Source organism: Kribbella koreensis (genome assembly GCF_039525325.1).
GTDB classification, from domain to species: Bacteria; Actinomycetota; Actinomycetes; order Propionibacteriales; family Kribbellaceae; genus Kribbella; species Kribbella koreensis.
This window is the reverse complement of record NZ_BAAAHK010000007.1, coordinates 812,906-829,346: the sequence shown is the minus strand read 5'-3', so window position 1 is coordinate 829,346 and position 16,441 is coordinate 812,906. Positions and strand designations below refer to the sequence as shown.

At 68.4% G+C, this 16,441-nt stretch carries 14 protein-coding genes and 1 riboswitch; of the genes, 8 read left to right on the top strand and 6 right to left on the bottom strand.

Annotated elements, in window-relative coordinates:
* The first annotated feature begins 12 nt into the window (after positions 1-12).
* The 6 genes from ABD116_RS17995 (at position 13) to ABD116_RS17970 (ending at position 7,199) form a co-directional block, all read left to right on the top strand.
* Positions 13-1,737, top strand: a complete 1,725-nt coding sequence (locus ABD116_RS17995) for a thiamine pyrophosphate-dependent enzyme (protein WP_343970908.1) — start codon at positions 13-15, stop codon at positions 1,735-1,737.
* Positions 1,738-1,761: 24 nt separating this feature from the next.
* Positions 1,762-2,742, top strand: coding sequence for a hypothetical protein (locus tag ABD116_RS17990; protein WP_343970906.1), 981 nt, complete (start codon positions 1,762-1,764; stop codon positions 2,740-2,742).
* Between the two features lie 287 nt (positions 2,743-3,029).
* A riboswitch (cobalamin riboswitch) is annotated at positions 3,030-3,213 on the top strand.
* 22 nt (positions 3,214-3,235) lie between these two features.
* Positions 3,236-4,252: an ABC transporter substrate-binding protein gene (locus ABD116_RS17985; RefSeq protein WP_343970903.1), complete on the top strand. Its 1,017-nt coding sequence runs from the start codon at positions 3,236-3,238 to the stop codon at positions 4,250-4,252.
* A complete protein-coding gene (locus ABD116_RS17980) occupies positions 4,249-5,322 on the top strand; it encodes a FecCD family ABC transporter permease (RefSeq protein ID WP_343970900.1) in 1,074 nt (357 codons plus the stop codon). The genes ABD116_RS17985 and ABD116_RS17980 overlap by 4 nt, the downstream gene beginning before the upstream one ends.
* A 55-nt stretch (positions 5,323-5,377) precedes the next feature.
* The gene (locus tag ABD116_RS17975; protein WP_343970897.1) at positions 5,378-6,406 is read left to right on the top strand and encodes a FecCD family ABC transporter permease; all 1,029 of its coding nucleotides are present in this window, start codon (positions 5,378-5,380) and stop codon (positions 6,404-6,406) included.
* A gap of 4 nt (positions 6,407-6,410) precedes the next feature.
* Positions 6,411-7,199 carry an ABC transporter ATP-binding protein gene (locus tag ABD116_RS17970; RefSeq protein WP_343970894.1) on the top strand — a complete coding sequence of 263 codons (789 nt, stop codon included), beginning with the start codon at positions 6,411-6,413 and terminating at the stop codon, positions 7,197-7,199.
* An 827-nt stretch (positions 7,200-8,026) separates the two neighbouring features.
* Here the strand turns inward: ABD116_RS17970 and pdxR are convergent.
* On the bottom strand, positions 8,027-9,556 hold the full coding sequence (gene pdxR / locus ABD116_RS17965; protein WP_343970891.1) for a MocR-like pyridoxine biosynthesis transcription factor PdxR: 1,530 nt from the start codon (positions 9,554-9,556) through the stop codon (positions 8,027-8,029).
* 57 nt (positions 9,557-9,613) lie between these two features.
* On the opposite strand from pdxR, the gene ABD116_RS17960 reads away from it, so the two are divergent.
* Both ABD116_RS17960 and ABD116_RS17955 read left to right on the top strand, forming a co-directional pair.
* The gene (locus ABD116_RS17960) at positions 9,614-9,781 is read left to right on the top strand and encodes a hypothetical protein (protein WP_343970888.1); all 168 of its coding nucleotides are present in this window, start codon (positions 9,614-9,616) and stop codon (positions 9,779-9,781) included.
* 47 nt (positions 9,782-9,828) lie between these two features.
* Entirely contained in the window at positions 9,829-11,313 is a 1,485-nt protein-coding gene (locus ABD116_RS17955) for a CYTH and CHAD domain-containing protein (RefSeq protein WP_343970885.1), read from the top strand.
* 103 nt (positions 11,314-11,416) lie between these two features.
* Here the strand turns inward: ABD116_RS17955 and ABD116_RS17950 are convergent, their stop codons facing one another.
* The 5 genes from ABD116_RS17950 to ABD116_RS17930 form a co-directional block, all read right to left on the bottom strand.
* Entirely contained in the window at positions 11,417-13,060 is a 1,644-nt protein-coding gene (locus tag ABD116_RS17950; protein ID WP_343970881.1) for a solute symporter family protein, read from the bottom strand.
* Complete coding sequence (locus ABD116_RS17945; protein WP_343970878.1) at positions 13,057-13,401, bottom strand: DUF485 domain-containing protein; 345 nt, start codon at positions 13,399-13,401, stop codon at positions 13,057-13,059. Before ABD116_RS17945 ends, ABD116_RS17950 begins: the two co-directional genes overlap by 4 nt.
* Positions 13,402-13,584: 183 nt before the next feature.
* Positions 13,585-15,120 carry a sodium/solute symporter gene (locus ABD116_RS17940; RefSeq protein ID WP_343970875.1) on the bottom strand — a complete coding sequence of 512 codons (1,536 nt, stop codon included), beginning with the start codon at positions 15,118-15,120 and terminating at the stop codon, positions 13,585-13,587.
* 12 nt (positions 15,121-15,132) lie between these two features.
* Positions 15,133-15,516 carry a hypothetical protein gene (locus ABD116_RS17935; RefSeq protein ID WP_343970873.1) on the bottom strand — a complete coding sequence of 128 codons (384 nt, stop codon included), beginning with the start codon at positions 15,514-15,516 and terminating at the stop codon, positions 15,133-15,135.
* Positions 15,517-15,616: 100 nt separating this feature from the next.
* The gene (locus ABD116_RS17930) at positions 15,617-16,366 is read right to left on the bottom strand and encodes a LytR/AlgR family response regulator transcription factor (protein ID WP_343970870.1); all 750 of its coding nucleotides are present in this window, start codon (positions 16,364-16,366) and stop codon (positions 15,617-15,619) included.
* Positions 16,367-16,441: the final 75 nt, after the last annotated feature.

Genomic DNA, 16,441 nt, shown 5'->3' with positions numbered 1-16,441 from the left:
GAGCTGGCTGCAGTGAGCACTGTCGCGGAGTTGCTGGTTGAGTCGCTGGCCTCGCATGGCGTGACCTCGGTGTGGGGCGTGGTCGGCGACGCCCTCAACCCGGTCACCGATGCGATCCGGCGCGAGGACCGGGTCGACTGGATCGGCGTACGGCATGAGGAGGCGGGTGCCTTCGCTGCTGGGGCGCAGGCGTCGCTCACCGGTCGTCTGGGTGTGTGTATGGGCACGGTCGGGCCGGGGGCGATCCATCTGCTCAACGGCCTGTACGACGCGGCCAAGTCGCGGGTGCCGGTGCTGGCGATCTGTGGGCAGGTGCCGCGGGAGGAGATCGGCAGTGACTTCTTCCAGGAGGTCAACAACGACGTGCTGTTCGCGGATGTCGCCGTCTTCACTGCGACGGTGTCCACTGCCGAGCAGGCGCCGGGGCTGATCGAGCAGGCGGTCAATGCGGCGCTCGCGGAGCGCGGTGTCGCCGTACTGTCGATCCCTGGTGACGTTGGCGGTCTAGAGGTGCCGCACGGTACGCCGGTGCCGCAGTTCCTCGAGCCTGCGTCGCACACCGTGCCTGATGCGGCTGAGCTGTCGAAGGTGGCGGCAGTACTGAACGCTGCGGACAACGTGACGCTGCTGGTCGGTGCTGGAGCGCGGGAGGCGCTGGCTGAAGTGCAGCAGCTCGCGGAGCTGTTGGCAGCGCCCGCTGTGCTCACGCTGAAGGCCAAGGAGCGGTTCGAGGAGAATCTGCCGCAGGAGGTCGGGCAGTCGGGGCTGCTGGGCAATCACGCGAGCAAGGTGGCGTTTGACGGGTGTGACGTGCTGTTCCTGGTGGGGACCGACTTCCCCTACCGGGAGTTCCTGCCGTCGGGGAAGACCGTCGTGCAGCTGGATGTGCGGGGTGGGCACATCGGGCGGCGGGTACTGGTCGACCACGGGCTGGTTGGGCATGCACAGCCGACGCTTGCGCAGTTGCTGCCTTTGCTTGAGCAGAAGACGTCTACTGCGCATCTGGAGAAGGCGCGGAAGTCGTACGCGGCTTGGCGGGAGCGGCAGGTGCAGTTCACGGATCCTGGGTTCGACCGGAAGCCCAAGGGGTTGCTGCGGCGCAAGGTGGACAACCCGGAGGCTCGTATCCGTCCGGAGTTGCTGGCGGCGGCCGTGGATCGGCATGCGGCTGATGATGCGCTGTTCACGAGCGACACGGGGATGTCGACGGTCTGGCTGGCGCGGTACGTGCGGATGCGTGGGGATCGGCGGCTGATCGGGTCGTACAACCTGGGGTCGATGGCCAATGCGATGCCGCATGCGCTCGGATTGTCAGCGGTGGATCGGTCGCGGCAGGTGGTGGCGTTCTGCGGTGACGGCGGGTTGTCGATGCTGTTGGGGGACCTGATCACGGCGGTGGCGTACGAGTTGCCGGTCAAGTTGGTCGTGTTCAACAACGGGCGGCTCGGGATGGTGAAGCTGGAGATGGAGCAGGTCGGGCTGCCGGAGTACGGGACCAAGTTGGCGAATCCGGATTTCGCCGAGGTGGCGAGGGCGATCGGGCTGACCGGGATTCGGGTCGAGCGGCCTGGTGACGTGGACTCGGCGGTCTCGCAGGCGCTGGGTACTACGGGGCCGGTGCTGATCGACGTACTGACGAATCCGGACGAGATCGCGATCCCGCCGGCGCCGACGGTGCATCAGGGGTGGGGGTTCGCGATCGCCAAGACGAAGGAGTTCATCGAGAGCCATGAGTAGGGCTTGCGGTTAGGCTCTGTGACCATGCGTACTCGGTTGGTGGTCGCTCTGCTCGGCAGTACTGCGTTGCTGGCCGGGTGCGGCGGTCCTGGAGGCGAGACGGCGCCTAGTGTGCCGCCGCTGGTGTCGGTCAGCACTACGCCCACCGAGACGCCTACCCCGACCTCTACGCCGTCGGAGACGCCTAGTACGCCGCCTACCTCCAAGGTGGCCGACACCTTGTGCGTGCGGATGAACCAGACGCTCGTGCAGACGACGCTGGGTGTGCCGGTGGTGCGGATCCAGCCGAAGCCGGTGCTGCCGGAGCTGGGCTTCCCGACGTACGACCAGTGCGAGCTCGGGTTGAGTAGCAACTCGTCCGGGCCGGTACTACGAGTTGGCACGTCCGCCTTCTTTGCAACGGCCGCGGATCTGGCGGCGGTTCGCAAGGCCTACGACGCGACCAAGGGCGAGCCGGCCAAGTCGCTGACCGTCGGGCAGGGCGGATTCGGCACCAGCCGCTTCGTCGTGTTCCTGGCCGACGGCAAGCTGCGCAAGATCAGTGGGCCGCCGGCGACGCTGGCGAAGTACGTAGTACTGGCCCAGGACGCGGCCCAACAGACCGGGGGGCTGCCGGAGCCTGCGCCTTACATCACCCGGCCGGAGTGCGAGCGCGGCACGTCAGCCGCCACGAAGGTGATGGGGATCGAAGCCTCGGTCCGCCGCGACGGCGAGACCGACGCCGGCGACATCGTCTGCGCCTGGCTCACCAAGACCCGCGTCCTCTACTCCACCGTCCGCCGGGTCAAGGACGCCGAAGCCATCACCGCCCCGATCAGCAAGGCCGCGACCTCCTTCCCCATGCCCCTCGGCGACGAAGCCTACGTAGACACCGTCACCGGCCGCTCCATCATCCGAGTAGGCACCGACAAGATCGTCGACCTGGTCCCCCTCCCCGCGGGCACCACCGACAAAGACGACATGGCCAGCTTCGTCCTGACCATGTCCGGCCTCTACACCCGCTGACCCCACCGACCTCTACCCCCGCTGACCCCGCCGACCGTCGCCGCCGCCCACCGTCATCTCGGGGGTTAACCCTTCAGTTGCTGGGTTGCCCCCCGAGAATCCCGCTGGGCAACCCCACATCTCAGGGGTTAACCCCTGAGATGTTTCGGGCTGGGGGCTGGGGCTGGGGCTGGGGATCCTGCCGACTTGTCGTACTTCTCGCGGAGGGGTGCCCGCCCTCCGTTGGTGCTTGAACCAGTTCATCGTCCTGTTCCCGGGGCGGTTTCTGCGACTGGGTTGCAGGTGGGTTACGGTTGCGGGGTCGTGGTGTTCGGGAAATCGGTGTGATGCCGATGCGGCCCTCGCCACTGTGATCGGGATGTTCTGGGGTTGTTCTGTTGTGGAGACCACTGGCCGAGGTTGGCTGGGAAGGTCAGACCCTGGAGCGCGGTTCCCGTCAGCCAGGAGACCGGCCACGGCGTGTCACACCGTCCACGAGGTGCTGGAGGCGCGCGTGAAAACGCTGGTTGCTGCTGTCGTCGTACTGTCCCTGGCCACCGGGTGCGGAGGTGCCGCCACAGCGGGGCCGGCCGCCGGTGCCGTCACCGTCAAGAACTGCGGGATCGACGTGACCGTCGCCGGGCCGCCTGAGCGGGTGTTCGCGGCGTACCAGCCGGCGATCGAGATGGCGCACGCGCTGGGGATCTCGGACCGGCTGGTCGGGACGGCGTACCTGGACGCGGACGTGCTGCCGCCGTACGCCGCGGCGCAGCAGGACGCGAAGTACTACAAGAACCTGCCGAGTCGCGAGGAACTGCTCAGCCAGAACCCCGACTTCGTGCTCTCCGGCTTCAACGACGTGTTCGGTGGCGGCGGCAGCGACGAGAGCTTCGGCAGCCGCAAGAGCCTGTCGGACCTCGGTGTGCGGACCTGGATCTTCAGCCCGCTCTGCCCTACCGCGGACGGCAAGGGCGACGAGGCGATCGACCCATCGACCGTCTCGATGGACAACGTGTACGCCGATCTGCGCGATCTCGGCAGGCTGTTCGACGTCTCCGACCGCGCCGAGCAGGTGATCGCCGACCAGCAGAAGCGGATCGCGGCTGTTGAGGCGAAGGTCAAGGGTGCGGACCGGCCGACCGTGGCGATCCTGCGCCCGGGGCTGGAGGGTGGCGGGCTGACGGTGTCGGGTGGGCCGGACTTCGGGTCGGTGCTGATCAAGCAGGCCGGTGGGGTGAACGCCTTCGCCGACCTGACGTCGAAGCGGAACGTGAAGGTCAGCGTCGAGGAGTTCATCAAGCGCGACCCCGACTATGTGCTGATCAGCGGGTGCTGCGACGCGTCGCTGACAGAGGCGCAGGTCCAGCCGGATGTGCAGAAGATCTTGGGCAATCCGGCGTACGCGAATCTGAAGTCGGTGAAGAACAAGCACGTGTACCCGTGGTTGTTCGCGCACCACTCGGCCGGCGTACGCGGCGCCAATTCCACCGAACTGATCGCGAAGCTGATCCACCCCGACCTGGTCAAGTGAAGAACCTGGTCGCGGTCGAGGGCCCGGACGCGGTGAAGGGCTCTGGTCTCCGTGATGGGTTTGGCCGGGTAAGGGGCGGCGGGTTGCGGGCGGGCGGGCTCGCCGTCGCCTGTGTCGTGCTGCTGGGGGCCGTGTTGCTGTCGTTGGTGGCCGGCAATCAGTGGTTCGGTCCGCATGACGTCTTCGTCGCGGCGGCCGACTTCACCGGATCGGACACGGACCGAGTGATCCGGTACCTGCGCTTCCCCCGTACTGCGGTAGGCCTGCTGGCCGGTGCTGCCCTCGGGCTGGCCGGCGCCGTCATGCAGGGGATCACGCGCAACCCGCTGGCCGATCCGGGCATCCTCGGTGTGAACGCGGGCGCCGCGCTGGCCGTGGTCGCTGCGATCGGCCTGCTGGGGGTCCAGTCGCTCACTGGCTACGTGTGGTTTGCGATGGGTGGGGCGTTGGTTGCGACCGTCGTGGTCTATCTCGTCGGGTCGGTCGGTCGAGGGGGCGCGACGCCGGTCAAGCTAGCGCTGGCCGGGGCGGCGCTCTCCGCTCTGCTTGGGTCGGTGACGTCGGCCATCACTCTGCTCGACCTCTCGACTTTGAACGAATTCCGCTTCTGGGTCGTCGGATCGTTGACCTTGGCAACCAGCGCGATCGTTGCGCAGGCGCTGCCTTTCATTGCCGTGGGGATCGCCTTGGCGTTGGCTCTTGGTCGATCACTCAACCAGCTGGCGTTGGGTGACGACCTGGCTGCGACCCTCGGTACCAGGATCTGGGTGGTTCGTCTGTTGGCGGCACTCGCGGTCATGCTGCTCGCCGGTACTGCGACCGCGATGGCCGGCCCGATCGCCTTCGTCGGGTTGGCTGTGCCGCACGTCGCAAGGGCCCTGGTCGGCGCCGACTACCGCTGGATCCTGCCGTACTCCCTCGTCCTAGCGCCGACCGTCCTCCTACTCGCCGACGTCACCGGCCGACTCGTCGCACGTCCTGACGAGTTGCAGGTCGGCATCATCACCGCCCTGATTGGCGCCCCGCTCTTCATCGCCCTGGTCCGCCGCCGCAAACTGGCCGAGCTGTGAAGGCGAACGCCGTGGAGCTGCGCCCGGTGGAGCCGTGCGCCGTCAGGGCGACGCTGTGAGGGCGGTCCGGCTCGGTCCGTTCTCGACCCGGGTCGACGTCGCCAGCATCCTGGTCTCGACGGTCGCATGGGCGCTCGCTTTGGCGACCGCCGCCGTCTCGCTGACGATGGGCGACTATGAGATTCCGTTGTCGGAGGTGCTCAATACGCTGGCGGGTAACGGTTCTTTGATCATGACGGATGTGGTGGTCAACAACCGGTTGCCCCGGGTGCTGGTCGGGATGGGGGTCGGTGCCGCGTTCGCGATCTCGGGGGCCATCTTCCAGCGGTTGGCGCGCAATCCGTTGGTCAGTCCGGATCTGATCGGGATCAACGCGGGAGCGGCGCTGGCCGCGGTACTGATGATCACGATCTTCGGTACGGCGATCGGCTGGCTCCCGGTCGGCGCGCTCGCGGGCTCGTTGCTAACAGCAACGGCTATCTATCTTCTCGCTTATAAACAAGGGATTGCCGGGTATCGCCTGGTGCTGGTCGGGATCGGTGTCACCGCGATCGTCGGCTCGATCACGGCGTACCTGCTGACGCTGGCCGAGATCTACGCGGCGAAGAGCGCCTCCATGTGGCTCGCCGGGAGTCTCGCCGGACGGTCCTGGCCGCACGTGATGCTGATCGGGATCACGTTGCTGGTCCTGGTACCGGCGGCGATGGCTGGGTCGCGACAGCTGAGGCTTCTCGAGTTGGGCGACGACCTCGCTCGTACACTCGCGGGTCGGGTCGAGCTGTCCCGAGGGCTGCTGATCGCTGTCGGAGTCGGCCTGGCCGGGCTGGCGACGGCGGCGGCTGGACCGATCGGTTTCGTCGCGCTCGTCGCGCCGCAGCTCGCTCGCCGGCTGGTCGCCGAGCGCGTCGCTGGGTTGCTTGCCGCGGGGGCGATCGGGGCGTTGCTGGTGGTTGCTTCCGACCTGCTCGCGCGGGAACTGTTCGCGCCGACGGCACTGCCGGTGGGGGTCGTCACGGCGTTCCTCGGCGCCCCGTACCTGATGATTCTGATGGCCCGCGCGAACCGCGTCGGGCAAGGAGGCTGACCTGATGGCGGTACTGCGCACTGACCGGCTGAGCCTCGGGTACGACGCGACGCCGGTCGTCACGGGGCTGTCCGTCGAGATCCCCGCCGGGCAGATCACGGTCATCGTCGGGGCCAACGCGTGTGGGAAGTCGACGCTGTTGCGCGGGCTGGCCAGGTTGCTGGCGCCGAAAGGCGGTGCTGTGTATCTGGATGGTGCTGACCTGGCCGGGTTGTCGGGGAGCACCCTGGCGACGAAGCTCGGCATGCTCCCGCAGCAGCCGGTCGCGCCCGACGGCATCACCGTCTCCGACCTCGTCGGGCGCGGGCGTCATCCGCACCAACGCTGGTTCCGCCAGTGGTCGGCCGAAGACGAGCGCGTCGTCGCCGCCGCGCTGGAAGCAACCGGTACGTCGGACTTGGCGACCCGTTCCCTGGACGAACTCTCCGGCGGTCAACGCCAGCGGGTCTGGATCGCCCTGGCCCTCGCCCAAGACGCCGAGACCATGCTCCTGGACGAACCCACAACCTTCCTGGACCTGGCCCACCAACTCGAGATCCTCGACCTGGTCCACGACCTCAACCGCGACCGAGGCAAAACCATCGTCCTCGTCCTCCACGACCTCAACCTCGCCGCCCGCTACGCCGACCATCTGATCGCGTTGAAAGCAGGCGAAATCGTCGCCCAGGGCAAACCCACCGAGGTCGTCACCGCAGCCCTCGTAGAGCACGTCTTCGGCCTAGCCTGCGAGGTGATCGAGGATCCCCTCACCAGCACCCCGCTCGTCCTACCCCGCCCCCGCCACGCCCGCTGACAACCAACCCCGTCCCCGCCGCGCCCGCTGACACCAGCCCCGTCCACGGCTGCATCACCGGCGGATCTCTGGTTCTGGCCGTCCCCGCCACGCACGCATAACCCTCGCGAACCGCCCCGACAGCCAGAGGCAAGCGCTTGCCTGTGGAGTTACGCATGCGTGGCGATCCGACCATTGCCGCCTGCAACCAAATCCGAACCCACGCCCCCGCCGCGCCCGCTGACAACCAGCCCCGTCCACGGCTGCATCACCGGCGGGCCTCTGGTTGGGGCCGGCCCCGCCGCGCACGCATAACCCTCGCGAACCGCCCCGACACGCCACAGGCAAGCGCTTGCCTGTGGAGTTACGCATGCGTGGCGATCCGACCATTGCCGCCTGCAACCAAATCCGAACCCACGCCCCCGCCGCGCCCGCTGACAACCAGGCCCGTCGCCGCCGCGCCCGCTGACAACCAGGCCCGTCGCCGCCGCGCCCGCTGACAACCAACCCCGTCCACGGCTGCATCACCGGCGGATCTCTGGTTCTGGCCGTCCCCGCCACGCACGCATAACCCTCGCGAACCGCCCCGACACGCCACAGGCAAGCGCTTGCCTGTGGAGTTACGCATGCGTGGCGATCCGACCATTGCCGCCTGCAACCAAATCCGAACCCACGCCGCCGATCGGAGGCTGGAGAGGATTTCCTGGAGGCCGGGGAGCCTTTTGTGTCGTTTTGGGGGTAGTAGTCACCCCAATCCCCTTTCCCCGAAGGGCTTTGGCACCTGGCTGGTTGTTGTGTCGGGCTTGGGCTGTTGGCGGGTGAGTTGGGGCGGTTGGTCGGGGTGGGGGTCAGGTTTGGGTTAGGGCGGTGGCTATCAGGGTGATGGCGGTGGTGATCTCGGTAGGGGTGCGGGCCGCGTAGCAGAGGACCAGGCCGGGTGGGCCTGGGTGTTGGGTGTGCCAGGACAAGGGTTGGGTTTTCACGCCTTGGGCCAGGGCGGCGGTGGCCAGGGCTATGTCGTCCAGGCCCTCGGGGAACGTGATGCTGAGGTGGAGGCCGGCGGCGGCGCCGTGGACTGTTGCTGTGGGCAAGTGGTTGGCGATGGCGGTGATCATGGCGTCGCGGCGGGTGCGGTGGCGGCGGCGGACGAAGCGGAGTTGGCGTTCCAGTTCGCCGGATTCCATCAGGTGGGCGAGGGTCAGCTGCGGGAGGCCTGCGTTGCCCAGGTCCGCGTGGCGTTTGGCGGCGATCAACTGGTCGCGATAGCGCGGGGGTGGGAGCATCCAGCCGATGCGCAGAGCGGGGGCGAGGATCTTGGAGACGCTGCCGGTGTAGATGACCTGCTCGGCGAGCATCGCCCGTACTGCGGGGACGGGCGGGCGGTCGTACCGGTGTTCGGCGTCGTAGTCGTCCTCGATGATCAGCCCGCCGTCGATGGCCCACTGCATCAACTCGCGGCGCCGTTCACCGTCCAGTACGACGCCCGTCGGGAACTGATGGGCCGGTGTGACGAGGACTGCTGGGGCGCCGGTCTCGCGGAGTGCGTCGACGCGGAGGCCGCCGTCGTCTACCGGGACGGGTGGGGTGCGCATGCCCCAGATCTGCAGGTGCTGGCGGGAGCCGAGTGAGCCGGGGTCCTCGACGGCCAGTTCGGTGATGCCTTCGCTGGCGAGTACCTGGCAGATCAGCGCGAGTGCTTGGGAGACACCCGCGACGATGATCAGATCGGCCGGGTCGGCCTTGATCCCGCGGTTGCGAGCGATCCAGTTCGCCACAGCCAGCCGCAGCGCCGGCGCACCAGCCGCATCGCCGTACCCAAAAGCAGACGCCGACATCTCACTCAGCACCGCCCGCTCCGCCTTCAACCAAGCAGCCCGGGGAAACGCCGCCAGATCCGGCACCCCCGGCGTCAAATCGAACCGAGCCGGCACCGCCCGCATAGCCTCGAAAATCTCGTCCCCCGGCTCCCCCGGCAGCGCCCCCGCTGCCCCGCGTCGGCGGGAGAGAGAGGGAGCGACTCCGGGGCCGCGCTCGGCAGCGGCGGTTGAGCGAGGGGACGGGCGCTTCGACGCTGTGGTGGAGATAGGGGCGGCTACGACGGTGGTGCCGGCTCGGCCTCGGGCGGTGGTGTGGCCGTCTTCGGTTAGGCGTTGGTAGGCCTCGGTTACGACGCCTCGGGAGACCTGGAGTTCGGCCGCTAGCTGGCGGGTTGGCGGGAGACGGCTTCCCAGGGCCAAGCGGCCGTCGGCGATTGCTGTGCGGAGTTCAGTGGCCAGCCATTCGGCGAGGCCGCCGGGTGGGGCTTCCTCGGGGCGGAGCTGGAGGAAGTCAGCGCCGGCTTTGGACCTACCGACCGCGCTCTGATTGGACCTGTCCATTGGACCATTCTGGGCGCACTTTGGAGTTGGCGGAACCAGCGAAGCCGGAGGTGGGTCATGGGAGTGATGCTTTTCGTCATCGTCGCGCTGGCGGCCGGGCTCGAGTGGAGCCGGCGACGGCAGGCCGGGCCGCAAGAAGCGGGCGCCGGGCGGAGCGGCGTACAGGATCGTGATCTGGAGCGGCTCAGGGCCGAACTCAGGGTGCTGGCCGGCCGGGAATCTTGACGCTGAACCGGGTGTGCCTGATTGGGGCCGACTGGTAAACAAGGGTCATGTCGCCGACTGAGCAGCTTGAGATCGAGACCAAGTACGACGTCGACGAGCACGCGATCCTGCCGTTGCTGCTGGAGCTGCCGGGCGTCGCGAGTGTCGCGCAGCCCGTCGAGCTGGACCTGGAGGCCGTGTACTTCGACACCGCCGGCCTCGACCTGGCTGCCAACAAGGTGACGCTCAGACGCCGCACCGGTGGTGAGGACGACGGCTGGCACGTGAAGCTGCCGATGGCCGCCGGCGAGCGGCTGGAGATCCGGCACCCGCTCGGCCGCGCGGTGCGCAAGGTGCCGATCCAGGTGGTCCGGATCGTCCGCGTGCATGCCCGCGACCGCGAGCTTCTCCCGGTGGTGACGCTGAACACGCGGCGGATCGTCCACCGCCTGCTGGACGCCGACGGCGAGGTGCTCGCCGAGATCGCCGACGACCAGGTGACCTCGACCGTCGACGGCGAGTCGGAGAGCTGGCGGGAGTGGGAGGTCGAGCTCGTCAACGGCGAGACCGACCTCCTCGAGGCCGCCGAACCGCTGCTCCGCGGAGCCGGTGCCAAGCCCGCGTCCGGCCCGAGCAAGCTCGCGCGGGCACTCGGCGACCGGGTGCCGAAGCAAGATCAGTGGGAGCTGCCCACGAAGCCGACCACGGCCGACCTCTTCCGCGCCTACGCGATCGCGCAGGTCCAGGCGATTCACGAGCGCGACCCTGGCGTACGCCGTGACGTGCCCGACTCGGTCCACAAGATGCGGGTCGCGACGCGGCGGCTGCGGTCCGCGCTGGCGACGTACCGGCCGGTCATCGATCGCGAGGTGGGCGATCGGTTGCGTGACGAGCTGAAGTGGCTCGCGGGCGAGCTGGGCGGCGCGCGTGATGCCGAAGTACTGCGTGAGCACTTCAGCACCGCCGTCGGCCAGCAGCCCGTCGAGCTGATGATGGGCAGGGTCGGCGCCTACATCGACACCCACCTGCGCTCGGTCTACAAGGCCGCCCGGGTCGAGGCGCTGGCCGCGCTGGAGAGCGAGCGGTACTTCCGCCTGCTCGACGCGTTGGACGAGCTGGTCGCCGACCCGCCGTTGATCGGCGAGACGCGTAAGGCGGCCAAGCAGCTGCCCGAGCTGCTCGAGCACGACTGGAAGCGGATGAGCAAGGCCGTCCGCCGGATGGAAGACGCAGAGGATACGGCCGAGCAGGACCACGAGCTGCACGAGGTACGCAAAGCTTCCAAACGACTCCGGTACGCCGCTGAGTCGGCCCTCCCGGTCCTCGGCGACGAGGCGGCCGGCCTGGTGTCGCGGGCGAAGGAGGTCCAGGAGGTGCTCGGCGATCACCAGGACAGCGTGGTGGCCCGCGACCTGCTGCGGCTGCTCGCGGTACAGGTGTTCCTGGACGGTGGGAACTCGTTCTCCTACGGGCGGCTGCATGCTGCCGAGGAGCAGCGTGGTGAGGCTTCGCGGATCGCCTTCCTCGAACTCTGGCCGTCCCTCAAGCACTAAGCGAAAAACCCGGGGGACCAAGTTGGATACTTGGGCCCCCGGGTCTCGGGGTGAAGCTGCCAGGCAGGTTCGCGTAGGAATCAGCAGGGCCTGCCTGACAGGTCTAGTGGGTCGTCGCCTTCTCGGCGCCGGCTCCGGTGAGCGAGCGGACCTCCATCTCGGCGAACTTGTCGACGTTGGTGCCCTCCTTGCTGGTGATCGTGCCGATGAAGCCGAGCACGAAGGCCAGCGGGATCGAGACGATGCCCGGGTTGTCCAGCGGGAACCAGTGGAAGTCGATCCCGGTGTCGGTGATCATCGACAGGCTGGCGCCGGTCTTCTTGTCCACCTTGCCGGAGACGACCGGGCTGAAGATGATCAGGAAGATCGCCGAGCCCAGACCGCCGTAGATGCTCCAGAGCGCGCCCCGGGTGTTGAAGCGCCGCCAGAACAGCGAGTAGAGGATCGTCGGCAGGTTCGCCGACGCCGCGACCGCGAAGGCGAGCGCCACCAGGAAGGCGATGTTCTGGCCGTTGGCGAAGATGCCGCCGATGATCGCGACCGCGCCGATCACGACCACGGTGATCCGGGCGACCCGGACCTCGCCGTCGCCGCTGACCTGGCCCTTCTTGATCACCGAGCCGTAGATGTCGTGGGCGAAGGATGCGCTCGCCGTGATGGTCAGACCGGCCACGACCGCCAGGATGGTGGCGAAGGCGACCGCCGAGATCACGCCCAGCAGGATCTCCCCACCGAGTTCGTACGCGAGCAGTGGCGCGGCCGAGTTCGCCTTGCCGGGAGCCGCGCGGATCTTGTCCGGCCCGACCAGCGCAGCTGCGCCGTACCCGAGGACGAGGGTGAACAGGTAGAAGATGCCGATGATCCAGATCGCCCAGCTGACGCTGCGGCGGGCCTCACGCGAGTTCGGGACCGTGTAGAAGCGCATCAGCACGTGCGGCAGGCCGGCGGTACCGAGCACGAGGGCCAGGCCGAGCGAGATGAAGTCGAGCTTGCTGATCCCCGTTGCGCCGTACTGGAGACCGGGGCTGAGGAGTTTCTCCCCGGCGGCGGGACTCTTGTCCACGGCGGCGCCCAGCAGGCCGGACAGGTTGAACGTGTACTTCGCGAGCACCCAGATCGTCATGATGCCGGCGCCGATCACCAGCAGGACCGCCTTGACGATCTGTACCCAGGTGGTGCCCTTCATGCCGCCGACGAGCACGTAGGTGATCATGATCGCGCCGACGACCGCGATGACGATGTTCTGGCCGGCCTTGCCGTCGATACCGAGCAGCAGGGCCACCAGGCCACCGGCGCCGGCCATCTGGGCCAGCAGGTAGAAGAAGCAGACACCCAGCGTCGAGATGGCCGCTGCCATCCGGACCGGACGCTGCTTGAGACGGAACGACAGGACGTCCGCCATCGTGAACCGGCCGGTGTTGCGGAGCAGCTCGGCGACCAGCAGCAGGGCCACCAGCCAGGCGACCAGGAAGCCGATCGAGTACAGGAAGCCGTCGTACCCGTTCAGGGCGATCGCGCCGGCGATGCCGAGGAACGACGCGGCGGACAGATAGTCGCCCGCGATCGCGATGCCGTTCTGCGGGCCGGTGAAGGACCGGCCGCCGGCGTAGAAGTCGGCCGCGCTCTTGTTGTTGCGGGAGGCCCGGATCACGATCGCCAGGGTGGCCACCACGAACAGCGCGAAGATCGCGATGTTCACCTTCGGGTCCCCGACGGTTGCCAGCGGCAACAGCAGTGGCGCGCTCACTTGTCGTCTCCCTCGATCTGGTCACGCAGGTGCTTGGCGTCCGGGTCGAACTTCTGGTCGGCCCAGCGGACGTACAGCAGCGTGATCGCGAAGGTGGAGACGAACTGGCCGAAGCCGAACAAGAGCCCGACGGTGATGTTGCCGCCGACCTTGTGCGACATGAACCCGTGCGCGTAGTCGGCGAGCAGGACGTAGAGGAAGTACCAGGCCAGGAACAGCCCGGTCATCGGGAACACGAAGCGCCGGAACCGGCGACGCAGCTCGGAGAAGTCCGGGGACAGCTGGACATCTCGGTACGTCGTCAGTTCCGGATCGCCGGCCGCGCGGCGCGTATCGCTCATCGCGGGACCTCCAGACGGGATCAGGCCGGGCGGAAGGACCGGCGCGCAGGGTTGCAGCTCGTACTGTGGTCCAGCTCACTCCCGGCCGACAGCACCGAACCGCACCGAGCGCCCAATGGCGCCCACCCTTCGACCGGCGGTGAAGGCCGCTGCGATGAGCGGTCGGAACGGTACGACGAACGGTCAGGCGGGCGGGAGGCCGCGGTCGACGTCGACTGCTTCGGGGGTGTGCAGGCGGACCATGCTGCGGGCGGTGCCGCGGGGGATCTTGTGCGGGGTGAGCTTGGAGACGGCGATGACGGTGATGAAGGCGAGTGGCATCGTCCAGGCGGCCGGCTGGGCGATCAGGGCCTTCGGCCAGCCGGCCCGGGGTGGGCCGATGACGTTGAACAGTACTGCGGTGATCGCGGCGACCCCGCCGACGATCAGGCCGGCCGCGGCGCCGACGGTGGACATCTTGCGCCACCAGATCCCGAGCACCAGCAGAGGACAGAAGGTCGAGGCGGCGACGGCGAACGCCAGGCCTACGGTGTCGGCGAGGCTGAGGGCGCCGGTGATGTTGAAGGCGACGTACGGGAGCGCGATCGCCAGCAGGGCTGCGATGCGGAAGCTGTTGACGGCCAGGTAGTCGCCGCCGGTCAGGCGGTGGAGGCGGTTGCGGAGGAGGTCTTGGTCGATGACGCCGGCGATGGCGACTGTCAGTCCGGATGACGTGGAGAGGAACGCTGCGAAGGCTCCGGCGGCGACGAGAGCGCCTAGTAGATCGCCTGCTGTGCCAGGGAAAATGCGGCCGGGGAGCTCGAGGACGACGGTGTCGGCGCCGCCGCCGATCAGGTCGGGGGCGAAGGTCCGGCCGAGGATGGCGTACAGGGGCGGGAAGAGGTAGAAGGCGCCGAGCAGGGCCAGCACGACGACCGTCGTACGGCGGGCCGCGCGGCCGTCGGGGTTGGTGTAGAAGCGGACCAGGACGTGCGGGAGGCCCATCGTTCCGAAACAAAGGGCCAAGAGCAACGAGTAGGTCGCGTAGAGCGGATGGTCGCGGCCGCCTGCCCGGGAGAGGGGCTCGGCCCATTCGGCGCCGGCTCCCTGGAGGGAGTGCAGGACGCCGACGGGGTGGTCGCCTGAGCGCCAGGCGATGAAGATGATGAAGATCGGCGCGGCCAGGGCGGTGAGCTTGAGCCAGTACTGGAAGGCCTGGACGAAGGTGATCGAGCGCATTCCGCCGGCGGCGACGTTGATCACCACGATCAGCGCGACGAGGGCTGCTCCGACGGCGGGTGGTGCGCCGGTCACCGTGTGGACAGTCAGGCCGGCGCCGCGGAGTTGGGGGAGGAGGTAGAGGGTGCCGATGCCGACTACGAGGCAGGAGCAGATCCGGCGTACGACGGCGGATTCGAAGCGGGTCTCGGCGAAGTCGGGGAGGGTGTACGCGCCTGAGCGGCGGAGCGGGGCCGCGATCAGGACGAGCAGCATGAGGTACCCGACGGTGTAGCCGACCGAGAACCAGAGCATGTCGGCGCCGTTCACCAGCACCAGGCCGGCGACGCCGAGGAATGATGCCGCCGACAGGTACTCGCCGCTGATCGCGGAGGCGTTCCAGCGTGGGGTGACGGCGCGGCTGGCGACGTAGAAGTCGCTGGTGGTGCGAGAGATCCGGAGACCGAACAGTCCGATCCCGATGGTTGCCGCGATCACCAATCCGATCGCGGTCAAACTCATCGCCGGAGACATCTACTTACGTCCTACGAACTCGGTGAACTCGGCCTCGATGCGTTCGGCGTTGCGGACGTAGATGCGGGCGGCGATGTAGACGACCGGGTAGACGAGGACGCCGAGCAGGAGCCAGGGCAGGGGGATGCCGAAGATCGGCAGGGTGCGGGTGGCGGGGACGAGCAGGAAGAGGAGCGGGAGGCCGCCGAGGGTGACGGCGGCGCCGGCGATGACGGCGAGGGCGAGCCGGAGCTGGGACTGGATCAGGGAGCTCATATAGACCTCGCCGACCCGCGTCTGCTCGTCGATCTCGCGGGTGCCGGTGTGCGCGGTCATCCGCCGTGCCGCGCTGGTCCGTGGGCTGGTGACCCGGACCCGGCGGGGCGGCTGCTCCGGAGCGCTCATCGCGGTGCCCCAGGGTCCTGGTTGCGCCCTCTGTCCTTCCTAACTAAGTCTAACCGCGGTGGTCTCTCAGCTGGCTGGGTTTTCCACAGGGCGTCCACTGTCAGCCCCTCAACGAGGTCGAGCGGACCAGGAGGTCGCGGAGTTCTCGGGTGTGGCGGCGGCTGACGGGGAGCCAGTCGTCGCCTACCCGGACGGCGCAGCGGCCGCCGTCGACGCGCATCTCGTCGACGTGGGCCAGGGCGACGAGCGTGCTGCGGTGGATCCGGGTGAAGCCGGCGTCGCGCCAGCGCTCTTCCAGGGTGCTGAGCGGGATCCGGACCAGGTGCGAGTTCTGGCCGGTATGGAGCCTGGCGTAGTCGCCTTGCGCTTCGACGTACCGGACGGTGGAGCGCTGGACGAACCGGGTGACGCCGGCCAGCTCGACCGGGATCGTCTCGTCGTCGGTGGTGTCGTCCTGCGGCGGCGCGACGGTCGGCGTACCGGCGCTCATGACCCGGCGGACCGCCTCGCCGAGCCGCTCGGCGCGTACCGGCTTCATCACGTAGTCGGTCGCATCGAGCTCGAACGCGGCGACCGCGTGCTCGTCGTACGCCGTGACGAAGACGATCTGCGGCCGGCTCTTGAACCTGGACAAGATCCTGGCCACCTCGATCCCGTCGAGGCCGGGCATCTTGATGTCGCAGAACACCACGTCCAGGTCGCCGTCCTGCAGGATCTTCAGCGCCTCGGTACCGTTCGAGGCGGTCTTGATCTCGCCGATCCGGGAGTCCTGGCGCAGCAGGTAGACCAGCTCGTTGAGCGCCGGTTCCTCGTCGTCGGCGACGAGGGCACGCAAAGGAGAGTCGGTCATGCGGCACAGACTAGTGCTCCGCAGGCGATCTGACACGGCACTGGAGGCGCCCAGGCACGCTCCTCCAGCACCGCG